19 protein-coding genes are annotated in these 20,917 nt (G+C 74.9%); 6 read left to right on the plus strand and 13 right to left on the minus strand.

Features of this window, described 5'->3' with window-relative positions:
• Positions 1–4 precede the first annotated feature (4 nt).
• Positions 5–436, plus strand: a complete 432-nt coding sequence (locus tag DFQ13_RS00565; protein WP_219994190.1) for a protein-tyrosine phosphatase family protein — start codon at positions 5–7, stop codon at positions 434–436.
• A 6-nt stretch (positions 437–442) separates the two neighbouring features.
• On the opposite strand, the gene DFQ13_RS00570 is transcribed toward DFQ13_RS00565, so the two are convergent.
• From DFQ13_RS00570 to DFQ13_RS00590, 4 genes are all read right to left on the minus strand, one after another.
• Positions 443–2,071: a DUF2079 domain-containing protein gene (locus DFQ13_RS00570; RefSeq protein ID WP_110078389.1), complete on the minus strand. Its 1,629-nt coding sequence runs from the start codon at positions 2,069–2,071 to the stop codon at positions 443–445.
• Between the two features lie 235 nt (positions 2,072–2,306).
• Positions 2,307–4,403 (minus strand): alkaline phosphatase family protein, encoded by a 2,097-nt coding sequence (locus DFQ13_RS00575; protein WP_110078390.1) that lies wholly within the window; start codon positions 4,401–4,403, stop codon positions 2,307–2,309.
• A complete protein-coding gene (locus tag DFQ13_RS00580; protein WP_407643114.1) occupies positions 4,393–5,001 on the minus strand; it encodes a DedA family protein in 609 nt (202 codons plus the stop codon). The genes DFQ13_RS00575 and DFQ13_RS00580 overlap by 11 nt, the downstream gene beginning before the upstream one ends.
• Positions 5,002–5,396: 395 nt before the next feature.
• Positions 5,397–6,194, minus strand: coding sequence for an MBL fold metallo-hydrolase (locus tag DFQ13_RS00590; RefSeq protein WP_110078392.1), 798 nt, complete (start codon positions 6,192–6,194; stop codon positions 5,397–5,399).
• Positions 6,195–6,329: 135 nt separating this feature from the next.
• Here DFQ13_RS00590 and DFQ13_RS35445 point away from each other — a divergent pair, with 135 nt between their 5' ends.
• A complete protein-coding gene (locus DFQ13_RS35445) occupies positions 6,330–6,986 on the plus strand; it encodes a carbohydrate kinase family protein (RefSeq protein ID WP_219994192.1) in 657 nt (218 codons plus the stop codon).
• A gap of 108 nt (positions 6,987–7,094) precedes the next feature.
• Positions 7,095–9,119, plus strand: a complete 2,025-nt coding sequence (locus DFQ13_RS00600) for a trehalose-6-phosphate synthase (RefSeq protein WP_110078393.1) — start codon at positions 7,095–7,097, stop codon at positions 9,117–9,119.
• Here the strand turns inward: DFQ13_RS00600 and DFQ13_RS00605 are convergent.
• Both DFQ13_RS00605 and DFQ13_RS00610 read right to left on the minus strand, forming a co-directional pair.
• Positions 9,106–9,846 carry a PP2C family protein-serine/threonine phosphatase gene (locus DFQ13_RS00605; protein WP_233438207.1) on the minus strand — a complete coding sequence of 247 codons (741 nt, stop codon included), beginning with the start codon at positions 9,844–9,846 and terminating at the stop codon, positions 9,106–9,108. The two genes, DFQ13_RS00600 and DFQ13_RS00605, sit on opposite strands and share 14 nt — an antisense overlap.
• 277 nt (positions 9,847–10,123) lie before the next feature.
• A complete protein-coding gene (locus DFQ13_RS00610; RefSeq protein ID WP_110078395.1) occupies positions 10,124–10,585 on the minus strand; it encodes an SRPBCC family protein in 462 nt (153 codons plus the stop codon).
• 75 nt (positions 10,586–10,660) lie between these two features.
• On the opposite strand from DFQ13_RS00610, the gene DFQ13_RS00615 reads away from it, so the two are divergent.
• The 3 genes from DFQ13_RS00615 to DFQ13_RS00625 all read left to right on the plus strand — a co-directional run bounded on the left by DFQ13_RS00615 (position 10,661) and on the right by DFQ13_RS00625 (position 12,997).
• On the plus strand, positions 10,661–11,524 hold the full coding sequence (locus DFQ13_RS00615) for an ADP-ribosylglycohydrolase family protein (protein WP_181399776.1): 864 nt from the start codon (positions 10,661–10,663) through the stop codon (positions 11,522–11,524).
• A 259-nt stretch (positions 11,525–11,783) separates the two neighbouring features.
• The gene (locus DFQ13_RS33440; protein ID WP_181399777.1) at positions 11,784–12,683 is read left to right on the plus strand and encodes a peptidoglycan recognition protein family protein; all 900 of its coding nucleotides are present in this window, start codon (positions 11,784–11,786) and stop codon (positions 12,681–12,683) included.
• Positions 12,683–12,997: a hypothetical protein gene (locus tag DFQ13_RS00625; protein WP_110078396.1), complete on the plus strand. Its 315-nt coding sequence runs from the start codon at positions 12,683–12,685 to the stop codon at positions 12,995–12,997. The genes DFQ13_RS33440 and DFQ13_RS00625 overlap by 1 nt, the downstream gene beginning before the upstream one ends.
• Positions 12,998–13,013: 16 nt before the next feature.
• Here DFQ13_RS00625 and DFQ13_RS00630 read toward each other — a convergent pair whose 3' ends face one another.
• The 7 genes from DFQ13_RS00630 to DFQ13_RS00660 all read right to left on the minus strand — a co-directional run bounded on the left by DFQ13_RS00630 (position 13,014) and on the right by DFQ13_RS00660 (position 20,896).
• Positions 13,014–14,468 carry a DHA2 family efflux MFS transporter permease subunit gene (locus tag DFQ13_RS00630; RefSeq protein ID WP_110078397.1) on the minus strand — a complete coding sequence of 485 codons (1,455 nt, stop codon included), beginning with the start codon at positions 14,466–14,468 and terminating at the stop codon, positions 13,014–13,016.
• A gap of 99 nt (positions 14,469–14,567) precedes the next feature.
• Entirely contained in the window at positions 14,568–15,407 is an 840-nt protein-coding gene (locus DFQ13_RS00635; protein ID WP_035279113.1) for an LLM class flavin-dependent oxidoreductase, read from the minus strand.
• Positions 15,407–16,141, minus strand: a complete 735-nt coding sequence (locus DFQ13_RS00640) for a class I SAM-dependent methyltransferase (RefSeq protein ID WP_084175322.1) — start codon at positions 16,139–16,141, stop codon at positions 15,407–15,409. Before DFQ13_RS00640 ends, DFQ13_RS00635 begins: the two co-directional genes overlap by 1 nt.
• Positions 16,138–16,986, minus strand: coding sequence for a class I SAM-dependent methyltransferase (locus DFQ13_RS00645; RefSeq protein ID WP_084175321.1), 849 nt, complete (start codon positions 16,984–16,986; stop codon positions 16,138–16,140). The genes DFQ13_RS00640 and DFQ13_RS00645 overlap by 4 nt, the downstream gene beginning before the upstream one ends.
• A gap of 42 nt (positions 16,987–17,028) precedes the next feature.
• Positions 17,029–18,891 carry a hypothetical protein gene (locus tag DFQ13_RS00650; protein WP_110078399.1) on the minus strand — a complete coding sequence of 621 codons (1,863 nt, stop codon included), beginning with the start codon at positions 18,889–18,891 and terminating at the stop codon, positions 17,029–17,031.
• Positions 18,888–19,319 carry a hypothetical protein gene (locus tag DFQ13_RS00655; RefSeq protein WP_035279110.1) on the minus strand — a complete coding sequence of 144 codons (432 nt, stop codon included), beginning with the start codon at positions 19,317–19,319 and terminating at the stop codon, positions 18,888–18,890. Before DFQ13_RS00655 ends, DFQ13_RS00650 begins: the two co-directional genes overlap by 4 nt.
• Positions 19,316–20,896, minus strand: coding sequence for a hypothetical protein (locus DFQ13_RS00660; protein ID WP_219994194.1), 1,581 nt, complete (start codon positions 20,894–20,896; stop codon positions 19,316–19,318). Before DFQ13_RS00660 ends, DFQ13_RS00655 begins: the two co-directional genes overlap by 4 nt.
• Positions 20,897–20,917: the final 21 nt, after the last annotated feature.

Here is a 20,917-nt window from a genome sequence, read left to right on the forward strand (position 1 = left end):
CGTGATGTCGACCTGGGATGCCGATGCCGAGGGAGTGCTGCGGCTGCCCTCCGGCCGCCTCGTGCGCGGGCGCGGCCTGCGCCACCCGCTGCCCGCCGGTCCCGAACCCCACTTCGCCCTGCACCTGCGGGGGCGCAGGCCGCCGGAGTTCGCGTGGGAGACCCGGTGGGTCCGGTGGCCGGACTTCTGGCTGCCCCTGGACCGCCCGGGCTTCGTCGCCGACCTGCGCGAGCTGTTGCGCCGCGCCGACACCGAGCGCGTCGAGGTGGCCTGCGGTGGTGGCAACGGGCGCACCGGCACGGCCCTGGCCTGCCTGGCGGTCCTGGACGGGGCCGCACCCGGGGACGCGGTGGCCCACGTCCGCGCCCACTACCGCAAGCACGCCGTGGAGACGCCCTGGCAGCGGCGCCTCGTGAAGGGCTTCCGCGCGGGCTGAGCGGGCTCAGGCGTCCGGGCGGCCGAGCACCCGGTGGAAGGTGCCGTCGAGGTGGACCAGGACGTCGCTCGCCCCGGGGCCGACGACCACGCGGAAGCCCGCCAGGCCGCCGGTCCGGGGGACGTCGGGGCGGGGCAGGGCGGTGGGGCCGCCGCCGACCACGAGCCCGTCCGGGGTGGTCACCAGGGCGCAGGTGCCCGCCCGCCCGCCGAGGTCGGCCCAGCCCGCGACCACGGTGTCCGCGGTGAGGGCCGGGGCGTCGACCACGCCGTCGGCGCGGGGCAGGTCGCGGGTGCGGGCCGGGTCGACGCGGTCGCCGAGTTCCAGGTTCGCGCAGCCCAGGGTGTGGGTGCCGTCGAAGGGGTACACGCCCAGGGCCTTGGCGGCGGGGAGCACGGCGGGTTGGACCTGGAGGGCGGCCAGCGCCCGGGTGCTCTCCATGCGCAGGGCCACCGGGACCACGCCGAGGGGCGCGTAGGAGTTGCGCACGGCCCCGGCCTTCGCGGTTCCGGTCACGAAGGTGATCGCGACCAGGGCCGCGGCGAGCGGGACCGCCACCCGCCCCGGCACCGGCCGCCGCCGGACCAGCAGGGCGATGAGGGCGCAGGTCGCCAGCACACCCGCCAGGGCGTAGCGGCTGATCAGGCCCGCGTTGCCACCCGGTGCGGCCGGGGTGGTCCGCCCCAGCCCGATGAGCACGGCCACCGCCACCGCGTACGCCGCCAACCCCACCCACCCGGCGTCCGCGACGGTCTCCGCGCTGCCGCGCCGCCGTGCCGCCGCGATCCCCAGCCCGACGAGCACCGCCCCCACGGCCGCGCCCACCACCACCGCGACCGCGGGGGTGGCCGAGGTCCACACGCTCCCGAGCACCGCCGTGACGACCTTTGCCCGCGCCACCGGCGCGAATCCCGAACCGGCCATCGACTGCGCCTCCGGCGGCCGGGTCGCCAACCACCCCGCGACCACCACGACCCCCACGGCCGCGGGCACCACGACCCGCCACCACCGCTCCCGCCGCAACCACAGCACCAGGGCCACGGCGAACCACACCGGCATCGCCGCCCCGAACGACACCGCGCCCACCGCGGCGGCGGCGAGGGCGAACCCCACCCGCCCGTGGTGCGCGGCCACGACCGCCAGCACCGACAGCACCACCGCGGGGACCCAGCTCATGCCGTTCGTGGCCTGCACCCACAGCTCCGCCAGGTGCGGGGTGCAGACCAGGAACGCGAACACCGCCACGACCGCCGCCCGCGCGACCCCGCTGACCGCCAGCATCGACCGCATCGCCACCAGGGCGACGACGAGCAACCCGACGGTCAGCAGGGTCAGCACCCGGTTGTCCCCGCCGAACCACGCGGCGTCGCCGTAGAACAGCAGGGACGGCAGGACGAACGGCTGTTCCAGGTGGTAGATCCACAGTGGACCGAACTCCAGGGAACCGGAGTCCGACGTGACCTTCGCCAGCACGTGCCAGTAGTCCAGCAGCACGTTGACCCGGGTCGTCCGCACGGACTCCCAGGCCGCCAGGAGCACCGGCGCGGCTGCCAGGAGCCCGAGCGCCACCACCCACCGCCGCTGCTGTTCCCGCTCCCGCACCACCGGTTCCGCGGCGCGCTCGGCCACCACCATCGACCTCCCCAGTTCGGAGGGTGATGGTACTGAGCTGTATACACCTGATCGTGTACGCCCGATGTGGTGAAACTTGTGCGGTCAGTACTGTTTGTCGCCCACTTTTTCGTCGATGCGGCCGGTGTGACCGATCACCGGTCGGTCGGTTCGGCGGCGGGTCGGGCTGTCCTGTCCGGCCGGAGTCGGCGGCGTCCGGGCGCGAACCGTGAGTGAGCGGCCTCGTTCTCCGCCGACTTCACCCGGGCGGGACAGGGGCGGTCCGGGCTCCGGTGTCGGCTTGGCCCGGTTCGGGGTGGCCCAGGCCGGTGAGCCAATCGCGGACCACCCGGTGCAGGTGCTCGGCGCCGATGATCTCGCCAGGCGGTGGGAACTCCGCCGGGTGCACCAGGAAGCCGCGGGACTGCCCGCCGCCGAGGCCGCCGTGCGAGCCGACGTGGACCTCGAACGGCGAGGCCTCGTCGGTGGCCGGGCTGTAGCGGCTGTTGATCAGGATGTCGGGGCAGTGGGCGAAGCCGTCGGTGCGGCGGATGAGGTCCGCCGCGTGCGGGCCGTAGTGCGCCAACGGGTCCGCGCCGCGCACGGAGTCGTCGGACAGGTGGCGGATGCCGTCGCGGCCGAGGACCAGGGGGCCGGATTCGGCGCTGCGCACCAGCATGAACCCCACCCCGGGGTGGTCGACCAGGGTGGGCAGCAGGTCGGGGAACAGGCGCTCGACGGTCTCCACGTCCACCCGGCCCTCGACGTCGGTGAACGACACCATCGCCACGTGCCCGGACACCACCACGACCACCCCGGGCGCCGCCCTGGTCACCGCCGCGGGCCTGCCCTGCTCGGTGCGGTGCCGGTCGGGGGCCGCCGCCCGGGCCGCGCGGGCCCGCAGCGCGCTCGCGATCGGACCGGAGCCGGTGGACGCCTCGGCGACCGCGGCCCCCAGTTGCCAGCCCTCCGCCGGTGAGCGGCGCGGTCCGCGCCCGGACCGCGGCTCCCCGCACAGCCTGCCGACCAGTTGCTCGATCGACTCGCCGAAGCGGTTGGTGAACGCCTCGCCCTGGGTCACCCCGTGGTCGGAGAGCACCACCAGGTGGTAGCGGCGCGGGGCCAGCCGGGCCGCGCGGTGCAGCCTGCCGATCTGCTGGTCGATCGAGCGCAGCACCGCCAGCGCGTCGAACCGCTCGATGCCGGTGTGGTGGGCGACCTCGTCGTAGCCCAGGAAGTCCGCGTACACCACCGGGCGACCCGCCAGCATGTCGCCGATCAGCGCGGACACGACCAGGTCGCGGACGATGACCGTGGTGCCCGCGCGGGCGAACGGGTAGAAGCCGCCGCGCCTGACCCGCGGTCGCACCCCGGCGCGGCGCTGGCGGGTGGAGGCGGACACCTCGCGCAGCACGTCGACCAGCGCCGAACCCAGGGTGCGCAACAGGTTCACCGGGTTGGCGAAGTAGGCGTAGTACCCGGCGCCGATGGTGTCGCGCGGGCGCCGGGTGAGGAACGGGACCGCGCTCATGGTCAGGCTGGTCTGCTCGGCGTCACCGGTGAACAGCCCGCCGCGGGCCGCGCCGCCGCCCGCGAGCAGACCGCGGCCGTCGGAGTGCCTGCGCTCGATCTCGGCGGCGTCGCCCGGGTGCGCGCACGCCATCACGTGGTCGCGGTCCTTCTCGTACCAGCGGAAGCCGAGGATGTCGTCGTTGGAGCCGTGCAGCAGCCCGCACACGCTCGCCCCGGTCTGCGAACTCCAGTCGCAGTGCCAGTCGGTGAGCACGTGGCTGCCGGTGGACAGCCAGCGCGCCAGGGTGGGCAGGTCGCCGTCGCGGACCGCCCGGCGCACGGTGTCGTGGCCCAGCCCGTCGATCTGGAGCAGCAGCACCCCCGGTGGCTCATCGGCGGGGGAGCGGTCGCCGTCGCGGAACCGGCGGGCCGCGCGGCGGAAGAAGACCTCGTCCTCGTCGATCGCCAGGACGCTCGACGCCAGACCGGCCACGGCGGAGACCACGACCGCCACCAGCACCGCCGTGCGCAGACCGCCGATCACCACGTACGGCACCGCCAGCGAGATCGCCAGCACGCCCGCGCCGAGCAGCAGGAACGAGCCCAGGCCGAGCAGCAGCACCAGCCCCGGCGGGACGAACCGCATGATCAGCGGCCAGACCACGGCGCTGAGCAGGCCGACCGCGGCGGCGAACACCGTCGGCTGCCACCACCGCGGCATGGCGAAGTCGGTCAGCCACAGGTCGAGCAGGTGCAGGCTCACCGCCACCAGCACCCACACCAGCAGCAGGCGGGCCACGACGCGCCCGCCCCGCACGAGGCTGCCGGTGGTGTCACGCGGCACCGCGCCGCTCCTCCCCGCGCCGCCGCAGCCGCTGGACCCCACCGACGGCCAGGGTGACCAGCAGGATCAGGAACGTGGCGACGACGGTCGCGACCAGCGGGTTGTCGAACAGCCCGCCGCTGAGCACGCCCAGCGCGGCGTAGGCCACCGCCCACAGCAGGCACGCGGCGGCCGCGGCGGGCACCAGCCGCCGCCACGGGTAGTCCAGGGCACCGGCGGCCAGCAGCACCGGGATGCGGCCCGCGGGCACCAGCCGCCCGACCACCACCAGCACCCAGCCGCGCGCGGCGAACCGATCCCGCGCCCCCGCCAGCTTCTCCGGCGACTGGCGCCGCTCGAACCACCGGCTCAGCGCGCCGCGCCCGCCGCGGCCCGCGCCGAAGGTGACCAGGTCGCCCACCAGCGCGCCCAGGGTCGACAGCAGCACCACCAGCACGAGGTCGAGGTGCCCGCCGCTGACCGCGATCGCCGCGCCCGCGCCGACCACCGCCCCGGTCGGCACCACCGGCACCACCGACCCCAGCAGCACCCCGCCGAAGATCACCGGGTAGCCGAGGGAGGACGGGTTCGCCCAGTCCACTCCGAGGAACCCGCTCACCGCGGGTCCGGTAGCGGTATGTGGTCGGTGGGGTGGGTGATCGGGGCCGGGGTTGGTGTGCCGGTTCCGGTGGTGGGGTCGGGGGCGGTGGGGTGGGTGACCGGGACCCGGTTTGGTGTGGCGGGGTCGGGGGTGGTCAGGTTCGCCCGGTCCACGCCGAGGGAGCCGCTCATCGCGGGTCCGGTGGCGGTATGTGGTCGGTGGGGTGGGTGACCGGGACCGGGGTTGGTGTGCCGGTTCCGGGGATGGTCGGTTTTGCCCGGTTCAGGGCGGGGATGCCGCTCATCGCGGGTCCGGCGGCGGTATGTGGTCGGTGGAGTGGGTGACCGGGACCGGGATTGGTGTGCCGGTTCCGGGGGTGGTCGGTTTTGCCCGGTTCAGGGCGGGGAAGTCGCTCATCGCGGGTCCGGCAGCGGCACGTCGTCGCCCGGTCGGGTCACCAGGACCCGGGTCGGCACACCGGTCCCGGCGACGGCGGCGGCGAACTCGTGCGGCGGGTCGTGCAGCAGCCGCCGCATCCGCCTGCCGTGCCCGCCGGGCAGCCGGGGCAGCCCGGCGAGCGCCAGCGTCCCCCAGTGCACCGGCACCGCCACCCCCGGCCGGACGCGCTCGACGGCGGTGGCCGCGCGCACCGGGTCGAGGTGCCCGGGCCCCAGCGTCGGACCCCACCCCCACACCGGCAGCAGCGCCACGTCCACCTCGCGCAGGTCGGCCATCCCCGGGAACAGGTCGGTGTCGCCCGCCGCGTAGACCCGCTGCCCGGCGCCGTCGATCAGGTGGCCCATGGCCCGGGCCTGCGGGCCCCGGGTGGACCGCGGCCCCCACCGGTGCCCGGAGTGCTCGGCGGGGACACCGGTGATCCACAGGTCGCCGTGCTCCAGCTCCGCGCCCGGGGCCAGCTCGTCGACGTTGCGCACGCCCTTCGCCCGCAGCCAGTCGCCCGCCCCGCGCGGCACCACCACCCGCACGTGCGGGCTGAGCAGCCGCAGCGACGGCAGGTGCACGTGGTCGCCGTGCAGGTGCGACAGGAGCACCAGGTCCACGTCGGCGCGGTCGGCCGGGGTGCTGGGCGCGCTCACCCGCGCCAGCGCCGACACCCGGTCGGTGAGCACCGGGTCGGTCAGCACGACGTGCCCGGCCAGCTCCACCCGCACGGTGGAGTGCCCGACGAACCGCAAGGCGAGTGGACCCACCCGGCCAGTATCCCCACCGGAGCGGCCGGGGGCACTCCCGCGCCGCCGAGGGGCACCCCGGTTCACCCGTCCGGTTCCGGTCCTCCACCGGGGACCGCGCCCCGCCGCCCGGGTCCGGTCGCGCGGCGGGAAGGGTTGGACGGGAGCGGGTTCACCGCCGTCGACGGGCCGCAGCGCAACGTGACGGCCGTGCTGTCGGGTGCGGGGGACCGGGCGATGGTCAGCTACCGGGACCCGGCGGTGGAACCGCCGCTGGGGGAACTGGTGGCCGCCCACCGCCCGCGCGTGCTGCTGCTGCCCATCCTGCGCCACGGCGCCGGGGTGGCGCGGGCACTGGGGAGGGCGCGGGCGGCGGGGTCGCTGGTGTTCATGGACTGCCAGGACGTGCCGGTGGCGCTGGGGGCCGTGCGGGACGTCCTCGCCCAGGTGGACGTGTTCGCGCCCAACGCCGAGGAAGCGCTGCGGCTGACCGGGGCCGCTACCGTCGAGGACGCCGCGCGGGTGCTGGCGGAGGTGGTGGGGACGGTGGTGGTCAAGCGGGGCGCGGACGGCGCGTTGGCGTTGCGGGGCAAGGAGTTCTGCGCGCTGCCCGCGCCCGCGGTGGACGTCGTGGACACCACCGGCGCCGGGGACTGCTTCGACGCCGGGTTCGTGCACGGGCTGCTGGGCGGGGCCGACCTGCGCACGTGCCTCGCGCTGGCGGTCGCCTGCGGGTCGGCGTCGGTGACCGGGGTCGGCTCCAGCGCCGCGCCCACCCGCGCGCAGGCCGCCGAACGGGTGAGCGGCGGGTGATCGTCGTCGCACCACGGGTGGGCGGGCCCGGGCGGTGTCCTAACGTGAAGCGGCTTCACCCGGGGGTCTTGTCCTGGTCACCGGGCGTTCGCTTGACTGGGGGCGACGATGCCGGTGCTGGTCACGGACCTGGACGGGACGCTGCTGGCCGGGACGCCCGCCGAGCGCGCCGCGCTGCTGGCGGCGCTCACCCCGGACATCACCGTCGTGTTCGCCACCGGGCGCGGGCGGGCCTCCGTCGCCGAGGTGCTGCGCGACCCGCTCGTGCCCCGGCCCGCCTGGGTGATCGGCGACGTGGGCGCGACGGTGTACGACGGGTCCCTGAGGACCGTCCCCGAGGTGCAGGACCTGCTGCGCCGGGGGTGGCCGGGGGCGGCGCGCGTGCGGGCCGCGCTGCGCGGTTTTCCGTTGGCGTACCAGGAAGGCGTGCCGCAGGAGGGGCGCTGCTCCTACCTCGCCGAGGAGGTCACCGCCGAGCTGGTCGAGGCGGTCCGCGCGCTCGGGTGCGACCTGCTGCACTCCGGTGGCCGCTTCCTCGACGTGCTCCCGCGCGGGGTCGACAAGGGCGCCGCGCTGCGCGCCCTGGCCGCACACCGGGGGTGGTCGATGACCGACGTCCTGGTGGCCGGTGACTCGCTCAACGACCTGTCGCTGTTCACCACCGGCGCGCGCGGTGTGGTCGTGGGCGGCGCCGAACCGGGCCTGACCGCCGCCGTCGGCCCCGGCGCCACGCACCGCCCCGGGCAGGCCGGGGCGGCGGCGATCCTCGCCGAACTGCGCGCCCTGGGCTGGGTCGACGACCGCGGGCCGCTGGTCGTCGGCTACCACCGGCCCCCGGTCGTGCCCACGCCGGGCGGGTGGCGCCCACCCGGCAGCCCCAACGGCATCCTGCCCACGCTGACCTCCCTGTTCGCCCAGGGCCTGGACGCGGTGTGGGCGACCACGGCCGTCCACACCCGCACCGACGACCACGGCACCGGCCTGCCGCTGGCCTTCCTGCCGCTGACCCGCGCCCAGTGGTCGGACTCCGTGCACCGCGCCTGCAAGGAAACCCTGTGGCCGGTCCTGGTGTCGCGCCCGGACCTGCTGCGGTTCGACGCGCGGGCGTGGTCGGTGCACCGCGGGGTCAGCGAGCGCTTCGCCGAGCACGTCAGCGCGCTCGCCCGGCCCGGGGTGGTGGTGTGGCTGCACGACTACAACCTCTGGCTCGTCCCCGGCCTGCTGCGCGCCGCCCGACCCGACCTGGTGGTGGGGCTGTTCCACCACACCCCGTTCCCGGAACCGGCCGTGTTCGACCGGCTCCCGGTGGCCGAGGAGGTCCGGGAGTCGCTGACCCGGTTGGACTGGGCGGGGTTCCACACCCGCGGTTTCGCCGAGAACTTCCGCCGCGCGGTCCCGGGCGGGCCCGCGGTCGGGGTGCACCCGCTGGGGATCAACCGGCCGCTGGTGGAGGACCTGGCCCGCGCGCACGCGCCGGGCCGGACCCCGCGCCTGGTGCTGTCGGTGGAGCGCCTCGACTACGCCAAGGCGCCGGTGGCCAAGGTCGACGCGGTCGACGAGCTGCTGCGCCGCCGCCCGGACCTGCGCGGCGAACTGGTCTTCCGGCTGGTGTGCCCGCCGCCGGAACCGGGCGTCACCGCCTACGACACCACCGGGCGGGACCTCGCGCGCCGGGTCGCCGAGGTGAACCGGCGGTGGTCCACCGGCACCTGGCGGCCGGTGGAGCACCTGCCCGGCCTGCCGTTCCCGGAGGTCGTCCGCCAGTACGCCGCCGCCGACGTGTTCTGGGTGACCTCGCTGCGCGACGGCATGAACCTCACCGCCCTGGAGTTCGTCGCCGCCCAGGTCGCCACCGGCGGCACCGGCGTGCTCGTGCTGTCCCGGTGCGCGGGGGCCGCCGAACGCCTCGCCGCGGGCGCACTGCTCACCGACCCGGCGTCACCGGAGGACCTGGTGTCGACAGTGGAAACCGCGCTCGCACTGCCCGTGCGGGAGCGGCGGGCCCGCCTGCGCCGCCTCGGCGCCGCCGTCGGGCACACCCGGCCGATCGACTGGGCGGCGGACGTCCTCGCCGCCACCACCGCGAGCCGCGCGCCCCGCCCTTCGTGGGCCGACGGGGTCAGCGCCTGCTGAGCTGCGGCGGGGTGCCCGCCGGGGCGTGGCGGTCCGCGCGGACCACGACCGCGGTGGCGTTGTCCTCGCCGCCCGCGGCTTCCGCGTCCGCCAGCAGGGTCGCCACCATCGCCTCCGGGGCGCCGGGGGAGCCCAGGACCTCCGCGATGCGGGTGTGCGCGACCTGCCCGGAGACGCCGTCGGAGCACAGCAGCAGGACGTCGCCGCCCGCCACGTCCAGCCGGAGCAGGTCCGGGGCGGGGCGGTCGAAGTGGCCGACGTAGCGGGTCAGGTGGCGGCGGGTCGGGTTGGTCGCGGGAGGACCGAACGGGGGCGGGCTGTGCACGGTGTCCAGCCAGGCCATGGTGTGGTCGGCGGTCAGCAGCTCCAGCAGGCCGCGGCGCAACCGGTACAGCCGCGAACCCCCGAGGTGCACCACCCAGAACCCGTCCGCGCACTCGGCCAGGGCGGTCAGCGCGCAGCCCGCGAAGGTGGTGTTCCCGGCGGCGTGCGTGGCGGCGCGCTCGTGGGCGGCGACCACGGCGGCGCGCAGCCCGTCCACGCCGCCACCCGCGTGCCCGATCAGCAGCTCCACCGCCGTGCGGCTCGCGTGGGCGCTGCCGGGGCTGGAGCCGAGGCCGTCGGCGACCACCGCCAGCAGCGGGCCCAGCCCCAGGTGCGCCACGTCGTGGTTGACCCGGCGGCGGCGACCGGTCCTGCTCCCGGCCGCCCCGCTCAGCGTGCTCACCTGCACGACGCCCCCCGTGGTTTTGTCGCGGGGTGTTCGCCCACCCGCCCGCGCGAGGTCGAAGAATACTAGGCATTCCGGACTTCGGGAGGCGGGGTCCGGTATATCACTCGATCCGTGCATTCGGGGCCGGGTGCAGGGGTTTTCCGCTGCACGGTGGGTGACGGGAATGATCTCGGAAAGCGAATTCGCCGACCCGGCCGGTTCGATTCTTCCGGATTTACCGGGCTGTTCGGGAATCCTTGACCACCGCGGAATCGCGGCGTCCGCCGCCCGGTCAGCCGCGGGGTTCGACCAGGGCGGCGAGGTTGGCCAGGGCCATCCGGGTCCCCGCCTCGTTGTCGGCGGGGGCGACGCTGTCGGGGAGTCCTTCGTGGACGATCGTGACCACGGTGGCGCCGCCCGACTCGGCCAGGCTGGTCGTCATCGTCATCACCCCGGCCAGGGCCGGGTCGTCGGTCTCGAACTCCAGCACCTCCACCACCCGCTCGCCGGGCACCAGCTCGGCGAAGTGCCCGCGGTAGGTGTCGGTGCCCGACGACGACTTGCCCGTCCCGTCCGGCACGTCGTAGGTCAGCGACACCCGGAAGGCGCCGCCCTCGCGGGCGTCGAACCCGTGCACGTGCCCGGTCATCCCGTCCGGCACGCGCCACCGCGCGACCGCGGCGGGGTCCAGCAGCGCCCGGTAGACCGCCGCGCGCGGTGCGTTGACCACCCGCGAAACCCGAGTCGAGTGCACGCGCCGACCGTACCGGTCCCGGGCGGACCGGAAAAGCGGGTGCGCGCGGGGCGGGGCGCGGCGCACCCTCTGCCCGTGACCGGACCTCCCGCCGCCCTCGACTCCCTGCGCGGCCTGGCGCTGGGCGACTGCTTCGGGCAGACCTGGTTCCGGCCGCTGGGCGACCTGCCGTCCCGCCGGGTCGCGCCGGGCCCCTGGCCGTGGACCGACGACACCGCGATGGCCCTGGTGCTGCACCGGGTGCTCGTCGAGCACGGGGAGGTCGACCGGGACGCGCTGGCGGCCGGGTTCGCCGCCGCCTACGCCCGCGACCCCCACCGCCACTACGGGGCATCGATGCACGACGTCCTCGCCGCCCTCGGCGCCGGGGTGCCGTGGCGCGCGGCCGCGGGGGCGGCGTTCGGCGGCGCGGGCTCGTGGGGCAACGGCGCGGCCATGCGGGTCGCCCCGCTGGGTGCCTGGTTCGCCGACGACCTCGACCGCGTGGCCGCGGCGGCGGTGCGGTCGGCCGAGGTCACCCACGCCCACCCGGAGGGGGCCGCCGGGGCGGTCGCGGTCGCCCTGGCCGCCGCCGTCGCCGCCGGTCGCGACACCCCCGGGGAGGGGTTGATCCCGGCTGTGCTGGAGCGGGTGCCCGCCGGGCGGGTGCGCGACGGGCTGCTGCGGGCGGCCCGCGTCGGCTTCGGCACCGACCCGCGCAACGCGGGCGGGACGTTGGGCACCGGCCGCCGGATCTCCGCCGCGGACACGGTCCCGTTCGCGCTGTGGTGCGCGGCCCGGCACCTCGACGACCTCGTCGAGGCGCTGTGGGCCACCGCCGCGGCGGGCGGTGACGTCGACACGACCTGCGCCGTCGTCGGCGGTGTCGTCGCCGCCCGCACCGGGCTCGACGGCGTTCCCGCCGACTGGCTCGACCGGTGCGAACCGGTCGGACCGTGAGGCCGGGGCGCGGTCGCGCCCGGTGATCCGGCAGCGGAACCCGGAGGGCGATTTCATCACGACGGGGTAACGGGCGTAACCCCGGTCGGCGGCGGAACGACACTTGCCTCCGAAGAGGACCGCTCGACCGCGCACCGTCCACTCCGGTCGGTGCGCGGTCGGTCACCTTGCCGCGCCGGGGATCGGGAACCCCGGGCGGCACCGCCGGGGCCGGGCTCCGGGTGGACCGTGTCGACGGGGAACCGTGAGGAGTCGTGCCGTGCCGTACCTGACCGACCTCGCCCAGGCCGCGCGGAAGTCCGGGCTGCGCGTCGTGGAGTGCGGCTCGTGGACCGGCCGCGGGCACGGCCCGATGTCCTCGGTGAAGGGCGTTGTCTGCCACTGGACCGCCACCGGTCCCGCCGTGCGCCCCGGCGAGGACTACCCGTCGCTGGGCATCGTGCGCGACGGTCGCGCCGGTCTGCCCGGACCGCTGGCCAACCTCGGCCTCGGCCGCGACGGCACGGTCTATGTCATCGCCGCCGGGCTGGCCTACCACGCCGGGGAGGGCTACCTCGCGGGCGTCGGGGCCAACGGCAACGCCAACCTGGTCGGCATCGAGTGCGAGGGCTCCGGCACCTGGCCCGCCGCGCAACTGGCCGCCTACCCCCGGCTGTGCGCGGCGCTGTCGGCGCACTACCGGTTCCCCGCCGCCCGGGTCATCGGCCACTCCGAGTGGACCAGCCGCAAGATCGACATCAACACCTGGCCGGGCGGCATGGCCCGGTTCCGCGCCCAGGTCGGCGCTCCGCCCACCCCCACCCCGCCCCAGGAGGACGGTTTCTTGTCCGCACTCTCCAGCTCCGAGCAGCGCGCCCTGTTCAACCGCGTGTTCGGCTTCTGCCGCCAGCGCTGGTTCGTCACGGGTCCGAACGGCCCCCGCGAGGTGGCCGAGGGCACCAAGGGCGCGACCCCGGCGACCGCCCTGGACACCCTGGACGGCAACTACCTCGTCGAGCGCATCGCCGCCGCCGAGGCCGCCGCCGAGGCCGGTGCCACCATCGACCACGCCCGCCTCGCCGCCGAGCTGACCGCCCGCGGCGGCCTCAAGGTGGAGATCGACTACGCCGCCCTGGCCAAGGCCGTCAACGACGACGCCGCCCGCCGGATGGTGGGCTGATGGCCGCCGAACCGAGCCGCACCGAACCGAGCCGCACCGAACCGAGCCGCACCGACCTGCGCCGCACCGACCTGCGCCGCGCTCTGGCGCGCACGCTGGCCACCGAACCCGCCCGCGTCGCCGAGGCGGCCCGGCTGGCGCTGGTCGCCGCCACCGCCGCGGCCTGGGTCGGCACCGCCAACCCCCGGGTGCGCGCCGCCGTGGCCGCAGGCGCGCTGCTGGCCTCCACCGCCGCCACCCGCCGGGTCCGCGCCGCGGTCACGCCCGTGGCCAAGCTCGACGGCTGCGCCCTCGTGCACGAGCACACCCCGTGACCCCGGGGGCAGCGGCTCAGCCGGTCTCGGTGGGCCGCTGCCTGCGCGGCAGGGCGAACCCGACCACGAAGATGAGCGCGGCGGCCACCAGCAGGGACCAGAAGGTGTCGGAGTAGGCCGACTCCGCGGTCCCCGAGGCCAGGTTGCGTTGCAGGACCAGGGCGACGATCGCGATGCCGAAGGCCGCGCCGAGCTGGTGCAGGACCATGGCGGCGCTGGTGGCGCGGGGGACCGCGTCACCGGGGACCGTGCGGTAGAGCGAACCCATGGTCGGGGCGCCGACGCAGCCGACGCCGAAGCCCGCCAGGAAGGTCCACGGGATCAGCCAGCCGACCGGCGTGGTGGGGCCCGCGGTGATGAACACGACGGCGGTGGCGGCGATCAGCAGACCGCCGAACGGGGCCAGGACCCGGGCGCCGAGGCGGTCGACGTACTTGCCCGCGACCGGGTTGCCCACCAGCGCGCCCAGCCCCAGCGGGGCGAGCAGGAGCCCCACGGCGAGCGGGCCGTAGGAGCGGATCTCCTGGTAGTACAGCGGGATGAGGAACAGCAGGGAGAACAGGACGACCCCGAGGACCGTCATGCCGATCGCGCTGGCGGTGTAGGTCCAGCGGGCGAACAGGCGCGGGTCGATCAGCGGGGTGCCGTTCATCCGCAGCGCGTGCACCAGGTAGGCGATCAGGAACACCGCGCCGACCACCAGCCCCAGCACCACCGGGGCGCTGCCGAAGCCGCTGCCGTCCCCGGCCCGGGACAGGCCGAACATCAGCCCGACGCTGGCCGGGCACAGCAGCGCGATGCCCAGCACGTCGACCTTGGCGGGCGCACCCCCGTCGCCCGCCCCCGGTGAGTCGGCGGGCAGGTAGCGCACGGCGAAGGCGATCGCGGCCAGGCCCAGCGGCACGTTGATCAGGAACAGCCAGTGCCAGTCGAGGTTGGCCAGGATCGTCCCGCCGAGCAGGGGGCCCAGCACCGGACCGACGGTGACGGCGCCGAGCAGCCCCATCAGCCTGCCGATGCGGGCGGGCCCCGCCGCGCGGACCAGCAGCGCCAGCATGATCGGTTCGAGCATCCCGCCGCCGAGGCCCTGCACCACCCGGAAGGCGATCAGGCTCGGCGCCGACCAGGCCAGGCTGCACAGCACCGACCCGACGAGGAACGCCACCAGCCCGGTGAGCCACATCCGCTTGCCGCCGAAGCGGTCGATCAGCCACCCGGCCAGCGGGGTCACCACCGCCACCGCCAGGAGGTAGCCGGTGGCGACCCACTGGATGGTCTCCAGCCCGGTGCCGAACTCGGTGCGCAGGGTGTCCACGCCGACGTTGACGATGGTCGCGTCCAGGAAGGCCATCATCCCGCCCAGGACCATGACCAGCACGAGCCGCAGGAACGGCCAGTCGAAGTCGGTGGGGTGCGCCGTCTCGCCGGTCGTCTCGGCCGTCGTTTCGGTCGTTCCGGGGACGTCGGACATGGATCACTCCGGTGCGGTGGGGGTCGGTTTCCGTGCCGGGGCGCTCACGCAGGGTGCCCGGCGGGGCGGACGAACCATACCGGGTTCGCCCGCCCGCGGTCACCGGAAGGTCCGGACCACCTCCTCGTACAACCGGGTGATCTCCTCGGCGGGGTCGGCCGGGGGGCGGGCCGGGACCAGGATCACGTGCGCGGCGCCCTGGTCGCGGAACTCCGCCACCCGGTCGACGACCGCCCCGTAGCCGCCGAAGGCGTAGATGTCGGCGGTGGCGAAACCCGGCTTGTGCCTGCGGACCTCGTCGTCGAGCTGCTCGGTGAGCCAGTCCTGGCCGTCCAGCTCGGGGGGCACGTACACGACCTGGACCGCGTGCGTGACCTCCTTGCGCCCGCCGCGCTCGGCCACCAGCCCGTCGATCATCGCCCGCCGGGCGCCGAACTCGGCGGGGGCGATGAACGACGGCACCCAGCCGTCGGCCAGGGCGGCGACCCGGCGGGCCGCCCTGGGCGAGTGGCCGCCGAGCCAGACCGGGGGCCTGGGCCGGGAGTCGTCGGCGTCGAAGTGGGCCGCCATGTCGGTGAGCAGGCCCTCCATCGCCTTGGCCGCCTCCCTCGGGTCCGGGATCAGCGCCTCGCGCGGCCCACCGAGGCCGAGCTGGGCGACGAACCGGCCCGAGGACGCCGCGGCCAGGCCGCTGAGCCGCTCGGCCAGCGGCAGCGGGGGCATCCCCGCCGCCACCAGCACGTGCGGGCCCACGACCAGCCGCTCGGTGCGGGTCACGGCCTCGGTGAGCAGGTCCAGCACCGGTGGCAGGGCGCCGTTGGTGTTGTAGAGCCAGGCCGAGTCGTACCCGACCCGCTCGACCTCGGCCAACAGCTCCCAGAGCCTGCTCGCGTCCGGGTCGGCGCGCAGCATGGTGCCGAAGCAGAACCCGAACTCCATCACCGCTCCACCGGCCGGTAGAGCGAGATGTGCGAACGGCTCTCGGCCAGGAACGGCCTGCTGCGCGCCCAGTCGCCCCACCGCTCGGCCAGCCGCATCCCCGCCAGCTCGCACATCAGGTCCAGCTCGCAGGTCGAGGTGAGCCGCAGCGCCATCGGGTTGAGCCGGGTCTCGCCGTCGCGCACGATCACGTGCTGGGCGAAGTAGTGCTGGTGCACCGGGTCGTACTGGGCGGCGAGCAGGTGCAGCTCGTCGGAGGTCATCCGCAGGATCTCCAGCCCGGGGCGGATGAACACCGCCGGGTTGGCCTCCTCCAGCACCAGCACGCCGTCGGGCGCCAGGTGCTTGGCGACGTTGCGCAGGCACTGCTGCTGGGTGTCGGCCCCGGCGAGCTGCAACAGCGAGTTGACCACCAGCACGACCTTGAACCGGCCGGTCACCGGCAGGTCGATGAAGTCGCCGAGCACCGTTTCCACCCGGCCGTCGGGGTCCTTGGCCCGCAACTGGGCGAGCATCGGCTCGGAGATGTCCACGCCGGTCACCTTGACCCCGCGCTCGGCCAGCGGCAGCGCCACCCGCCCGGTGCCCACGCCCAGCTCCAGCACCGGGCCGCCGTCGGCCAGCTCGACCACCGTGTCCACGGTGTCGTCCGGCGTCCAGTTGCTGTGCACCCGGTCGTAGATGTCGGCGATCCGGTCGCCGTAGGTGGACTGCTGGTATCCCTGCACCGTCACTCCGCCTTGCGGGCGGCGGCGATGATGTGCGTGCCGCCGTCGATGTTGCCGGGGGCGCGGCAGGCCTGCAGTTCCCAGCGGGTGAAGGCGGCCATGACCTCCGGGTCGGCCAGCAGCGACTCGTCGAGCAGCGGGGTGTCGGCGGACAGGAAGTTCGACGCCGAGGCGGTGACGATCTCGCAGCCGCGCGAGGTCAGATGCGTGCGCAGCTCGTCCCAGGTGAAGAAGTGCGTGGTCAGCAGCTCGAAGTCGGCCTGGACGCCCGCGATGTCACCGGTGGCCACCGCCTGGTCGATCGCCCCGAGCTGCCCGCCCGCGGCGACCATCGGCAGGATGGCGTTGAGGCCCGCCCGCAGGTAGCCGTAGCGGGAGGTGACGCTGACGATCACGGTGCCGCCGGGGCGCACCAGCCGGATCAGCTCGTCGAACGCCTCCGGGATGCGGTCGAGCACGCAGCTCAGCACGCTGCCCACGCACACCACGGTGTCGAAGCCCGCCGACGGGAAGCGGCTCAGGTCGACGATGTCGGCCTGGTGCCAGCCGGTGACGTTGCCCGCCAGGCCCGCCTCGGTGACCTTCTCCTTGTTGAAGGCCAACTGCACGTCGGACAGGTCGCACACGGTGACCTCGGCGCCCGCCTTGGTCAGCTCCAGGGTGAACCGGCCCGGACCGGCGCCCGCCTCCAGCACCCGGTCGCCCGGCTTGACCAGCTCACCCAGGATGGTGCGGTGGATCTGGTAGTTGATCCGGTTCTCGAACGAGCTCTCCAGCCGGTTCCACTCGTTGGCGCCCCAGTTGTTGTAGAAGGAGCGGGTGGTCTCGGGCTGGTACATCGCCGAAGTCATGACTCTCCTCGATCTGGTTTACGGACTGTCCGAACGGGGTGGTCAGCGGGTGTTGGCCGCGTGGTAGGCCAGGTCGCGGCTGCCCAGGCGGATGCGGCTGCCGGAGGCGACGGTGAACGGCTGCCCGGGGGCCAGGCGCACCCAGGTGGCGCTGTCGGGTTCGCGGACGTGGGTGCCCTGCGGGTGGCCGCGGTCGACGACGGTCACGTCCCACTCGCTCAGGGCGATGTCGGCGTGGGAGTCGGCGAGCAGCCCGGTGCCGTCGGCGACGGCCAGGGCGACCGCCTGCCCGGTGCGCACCTTGTCGTCGTGGTGCGGCGCGGTGCCCAGCACCACGTCGCGGTCGAGCACGTGCGAGGCGCCGTCGTCGCCGATCAGGTAGCCCAGCGGCGGGCGCGGGCCCTGCCTGGGCTCGTGGGTCAGGCCGTGCATCGCGGTGCCGCAGGCCGCGCAGTAGCGGGCGTCGGGGCGGTTGAAGTGCCCCTGCTGGCAGTTGATGCCCCAGACCATCGGGGTGTTCGCGGCGGAACCCCCGGCGGACTGGGCGGTGGTGGGCGAACCGGGCAGGGACTGGAACCCGCCGCCACCGTCGGTGGAGCCGCCCCCGGCGGTGGCGGGCGTGCGGCGGTACAGCAGCTTGCGGGTGGGCGGGACCTTGCCCAGCAGGAGGGTGCCCAGGCTGATCAGCACGGCGACCACGCCCAGGTCGATGGCCAGCGCGACCTCGTCGACCACGTACCCGTCGGGCAGCAGCAGGGTCTGCGCGCCGTAGGCCAGCGCCGCCTCGGGCACGGCCTGGGCCAGCAGGAACGCCACCGGCCAGTCCTTGGCCGAGCGCCTGCGCTGGAGGGTGTCGAAGATGAAGTCCCACACCACCGCGCCGAGCACGAACAGCAGGCCCAACCCGATGAAGGTGGACAGGTAGACGTCCTCCAGCGGGGCGAAGCCGACCGGCAGCACGAACCCGAGCAGCAGGGTGGCCAGGCCGCCGACGATCGCGGTGCTGATCAGCCGGGCGCCGATCCGCGAACCGTAGGAGGGGGTGGGTGCGCCGGTGGCGGCCTCGGTGTCGGACCGGTTGCCCTGGTCGAGCCAGTCGGGGGTGCCGCCGGACCGCGTGGGCTGCGGCCGGGCGCCGGAGGTCGGGAACACCGGCGGTCCGCCGGTGAACGACGGCGCGGCGGTGTGGACCTGCCCGGTGGGCGGGGACTGCACCGGCGTCGGCCGGGTCATGGGCTGCGACATCCGGTGCGACACGGGCTGGGGAGCCGGCTGCGACCCCGACTGCGACATCGGTTGCGACATGGGTTGCGACGCCGGGGGAGCGGGCGGTGCGGCGGTCATGGTGCCGGTGCCGCCGTTGCCGCTCGCCTGGGCGTCGTGCTCGGCAGCCATCGGGGCCACCTCGGTGGGCCGGGCGGGGGGCTCGGCGCCGTCGCGGTGCAGCACCAGGCCGCCGCCGGAGACCAGGCCGTTGCGCAGCGACAGCGAGGCCGTGTCGGTGCTGATCTGCTCGCCCACCCCGCGGATCGACAGCGAGCCGATGCCGTCCGGGGCGTCGTAGCGGCGCAGGCCGCCGCCCGGCTGACCCCACACCCGCAGCTCCGCGGTCGGGCTGTCGGCGGAGACCTCCAGCGGGCCGTGCAGGTAGACGTGCACCCGCTCCCCGGTCTCCACCACGGCGGCGAACACCGAGGCGGACTCGGTCGGGCCCGGGGCGGCGAACATCGCCTCCAGCCGGGGGCCCAGCTCGGCGCCGTCGCTGAACAGGCCGATCAGCTTGTCGTGGGCGTTGGCGCCCGCGTCGGGCCGGTCGTCCCCGGCCAGCAGCAGGACCGAGGTGGGGAACCGGCCCACCAGCCCCGGGCCCGGCCGCACGGCCACCTTGAAGTCGTCGAGTTTCACAGCAGTCTCCCAGCACGGAATCGCCAGCGGACCGACACCACGCGCAACGGCCCGTGCAGGCAGAGGAACACCACGAGCCAGGTCGTGCCGAAGTGGATGAGGAACGGGGTGGCGCGCACGTCGAAACCGAGGACGTCGCGCAGCAGGAAGAAGACGACCACACCCTCCGGGATGCCCTCCAGCAGGGTGAACATCGCGGGCCAGTCCTTCTCCCAGCGGAACTGCTGCAGGAACTGGTAGAGCGGTTCCCACAGCACCAGGCCCACCGCCGCCGTCACCCCGATGGCGGCGAAGGTGCCCGCGTAGGTCTCCCGCGTGGTCGCGAACCCGACCGGCAGCAGCGGGGTGAGCAGCAGTGTCCACAGCAGACCGGCGGTGGCCAGGACGAACAGCCGCGACTGCCAGCGGCCCAGCAGCGTCGGGGTCACGGGGTCACCCCCCGCATGAAGCGCCACCACTGCGCGATCGAGCGGCCGGAGCCGATGCGCTTGCCGAAGCCCATTTCCGCGAGCTGGTCGGCGGTGCGCAGCGAGGCGTACTGCACGCCGAGCAGCGAGTCGGCCGGGGCGTAGTAGGCGCCCTCGGTGATCGCGCCCGCGGCGAACATCCGGCCCGAGCCGCTGCGCGCCGAGCGCACCTCGAAGCCCGGGCTCACGTCGAGCCTGCCCAGCACGTTGCGGTCCACCCCGGTGACCTCCACCAGGTCGTTGAGCAGCCGGTGCGAGCGCAGGTCGCCGATCAGCCCGGTCGCGTCGACCAGGAAGTCGGCGTCGAGCGAGCGCAGGCCGCCGCCCTTGGTGTCGCGGTAGACCACGCCGAGCCGCCCGTCCCCGACCCGGTCGACCCGGTCGATGACCCCGGCGACGGTGGTGTAGACGCCGTCGCGGCGGGCGGCGGCGAGCTGCTTCTGCCAGCCCTTGCGGTAGGGGGTGGTGGTGCCCTCCAGGGTCTCCCAGAGCCGCTTGCGCTCCTCGCCCTCCAGCCGCTCCATGCGCATCTTGAGCTGACCGCCCCAGGAGGCCTTCGGCCAGTTGAAGCCCTGGTGCGCCCAGCCGTTCTTGCCGCGGCGGCGCATGAACCGCGACGGGCCGTGCGGGCCCTCCACGTAGGTGCGCAGCACGTGCACGATCCTGGTCTGCGCGCCCAGCTTCTCGCGGTCGTTGAGCAGCCGGTGGATGATCGCCGAGGCCGCGATGCCGCCGCCGCGCAGCACCACCGTGCCCGGGCGGGCCACCAGGTCGTCGTAGACCTGCTCGTGCGGCTCGTAGGCGTTGACGAAGCGGTACCCGTTGCCGTGCTGGGAGCGGAACTGCTGCATGTCCGGCAGGAACCGGATGCTCGGCCAGCCGACCGCCAGGTGCACGTACGCGCTGCGGTAGATGATCCGCTGCTTGCGCGCGCCCTGGGTGGTGAACACGGTGAAGTAGCCGCCAGCCGCGCGCTTGCGGACCATCCTGGCCTGCCCGTGCGCCACGCAGTCCCAGTAGCCGATCCGGTCGGCCTCGCGGCGCATCCCCTCGAAGACCTCACCGGCCAGCGGCGTCCAGTAGTCGGTCAGCACGTTCTCGGTCAGCACGTTCCACAGTGGAGCGATGAAGCCGCTGACGCTGCGCGAGTGGAAGGCCCGCCGCGCGGCGTAGCTCGGGAAGCCCCAGAGGTTGTCCGGCATCGAGGACGCGTCCGAGCGGATGCGGTAGTGCGGCGGGAGCTGGGAGACGCCGGTGAGGTAGGCGTAGTTCTCCCAGGGGTGGCGCAGGTTCGTGAGCACCTTCACCTGGTTGGTCGGCACCCCGGCGATGCGCAGCACGTCGACCATGGTGAACGAGCCCATGCCGCCGCCGACGGTCACGAACGGCACGTCCACCACGGGGATGCCCGAGGCCGCGACGAGTTCGTCCGTCCACACCGGAGTGCGCTGGAGCTGGTCTGGCAGGTCGGGGGTCCGGTCGTCCCAAACCGGTCGCGCCGGGGGCGCGGACACCCTGCTTTCGTCTGTTGTGGACACGGTCTCACACCTTCGGCGAAG

The sequence above is a fragment of the Actinokineospora spheciospongiae genome (genome assembly GCF_003182415.1).
Classification (GTDB): Bacteria; Actinomycetota; Actinomycetes; order Mycobacteriales; family Pseudonocardiaceae; genus Actinokineospora; species Actinokineospora spheciospongiae.

Bases quoted from the DNA above. Each gene is read 5' to 3' on its own strand.
- DFQ13_RS00625 (WP_110078396.1), top strand. From the start codon at position 12,683: ATGGCCGCCGAACCGAGCCGCACCGAACCGAGCCGCACCGAACCGAGC.
- DFQ13_RS00565 (WP_219994190.1), top strand. From the start codon at position 5: ATGTCGACCTGGGATGCCGATGCCGAGGGAGTGCTGCGGCTGCCCTCC.
- DFQ13_RS00635 (WP_035279113.1), bottom strand. From the start codon at position 15,407: ATGGAGTTCGGGTTCTGCTTCGGCACCATGCTGCGCGCCGACCCGGAC.
- DFQ13_RS00630 (WP_110078397.1), bottom strand. From the start codon at position 14,468: ATGTCCGACGTCCCCGGAACGACCGAAACGACGGCCGAGACGACCGGC.
- DFQ13_RS00600 (WP_110078393.1), top strand. From the start codon at position 7,095: ATGCCGGTGCTGGTCACGGACCTGGACGGGACGCTGCTGGCCGGGACG.
- DFQ13_RS00570 (WP_110078389.1), bottom strand. From the start codon at position 2,071: ATGGTGGTGGCCGAGCGCGCCGCGGAACCGGTGGTGCGGGAGCGGGAA.
- DFQ13_RS00645 (WP_084175321.1), bottom strand. From the start codon at position 16,986: ATGACTTCGGCGATGTACCAGCCCGAGACCACCCGCTCCTTCTACAAC.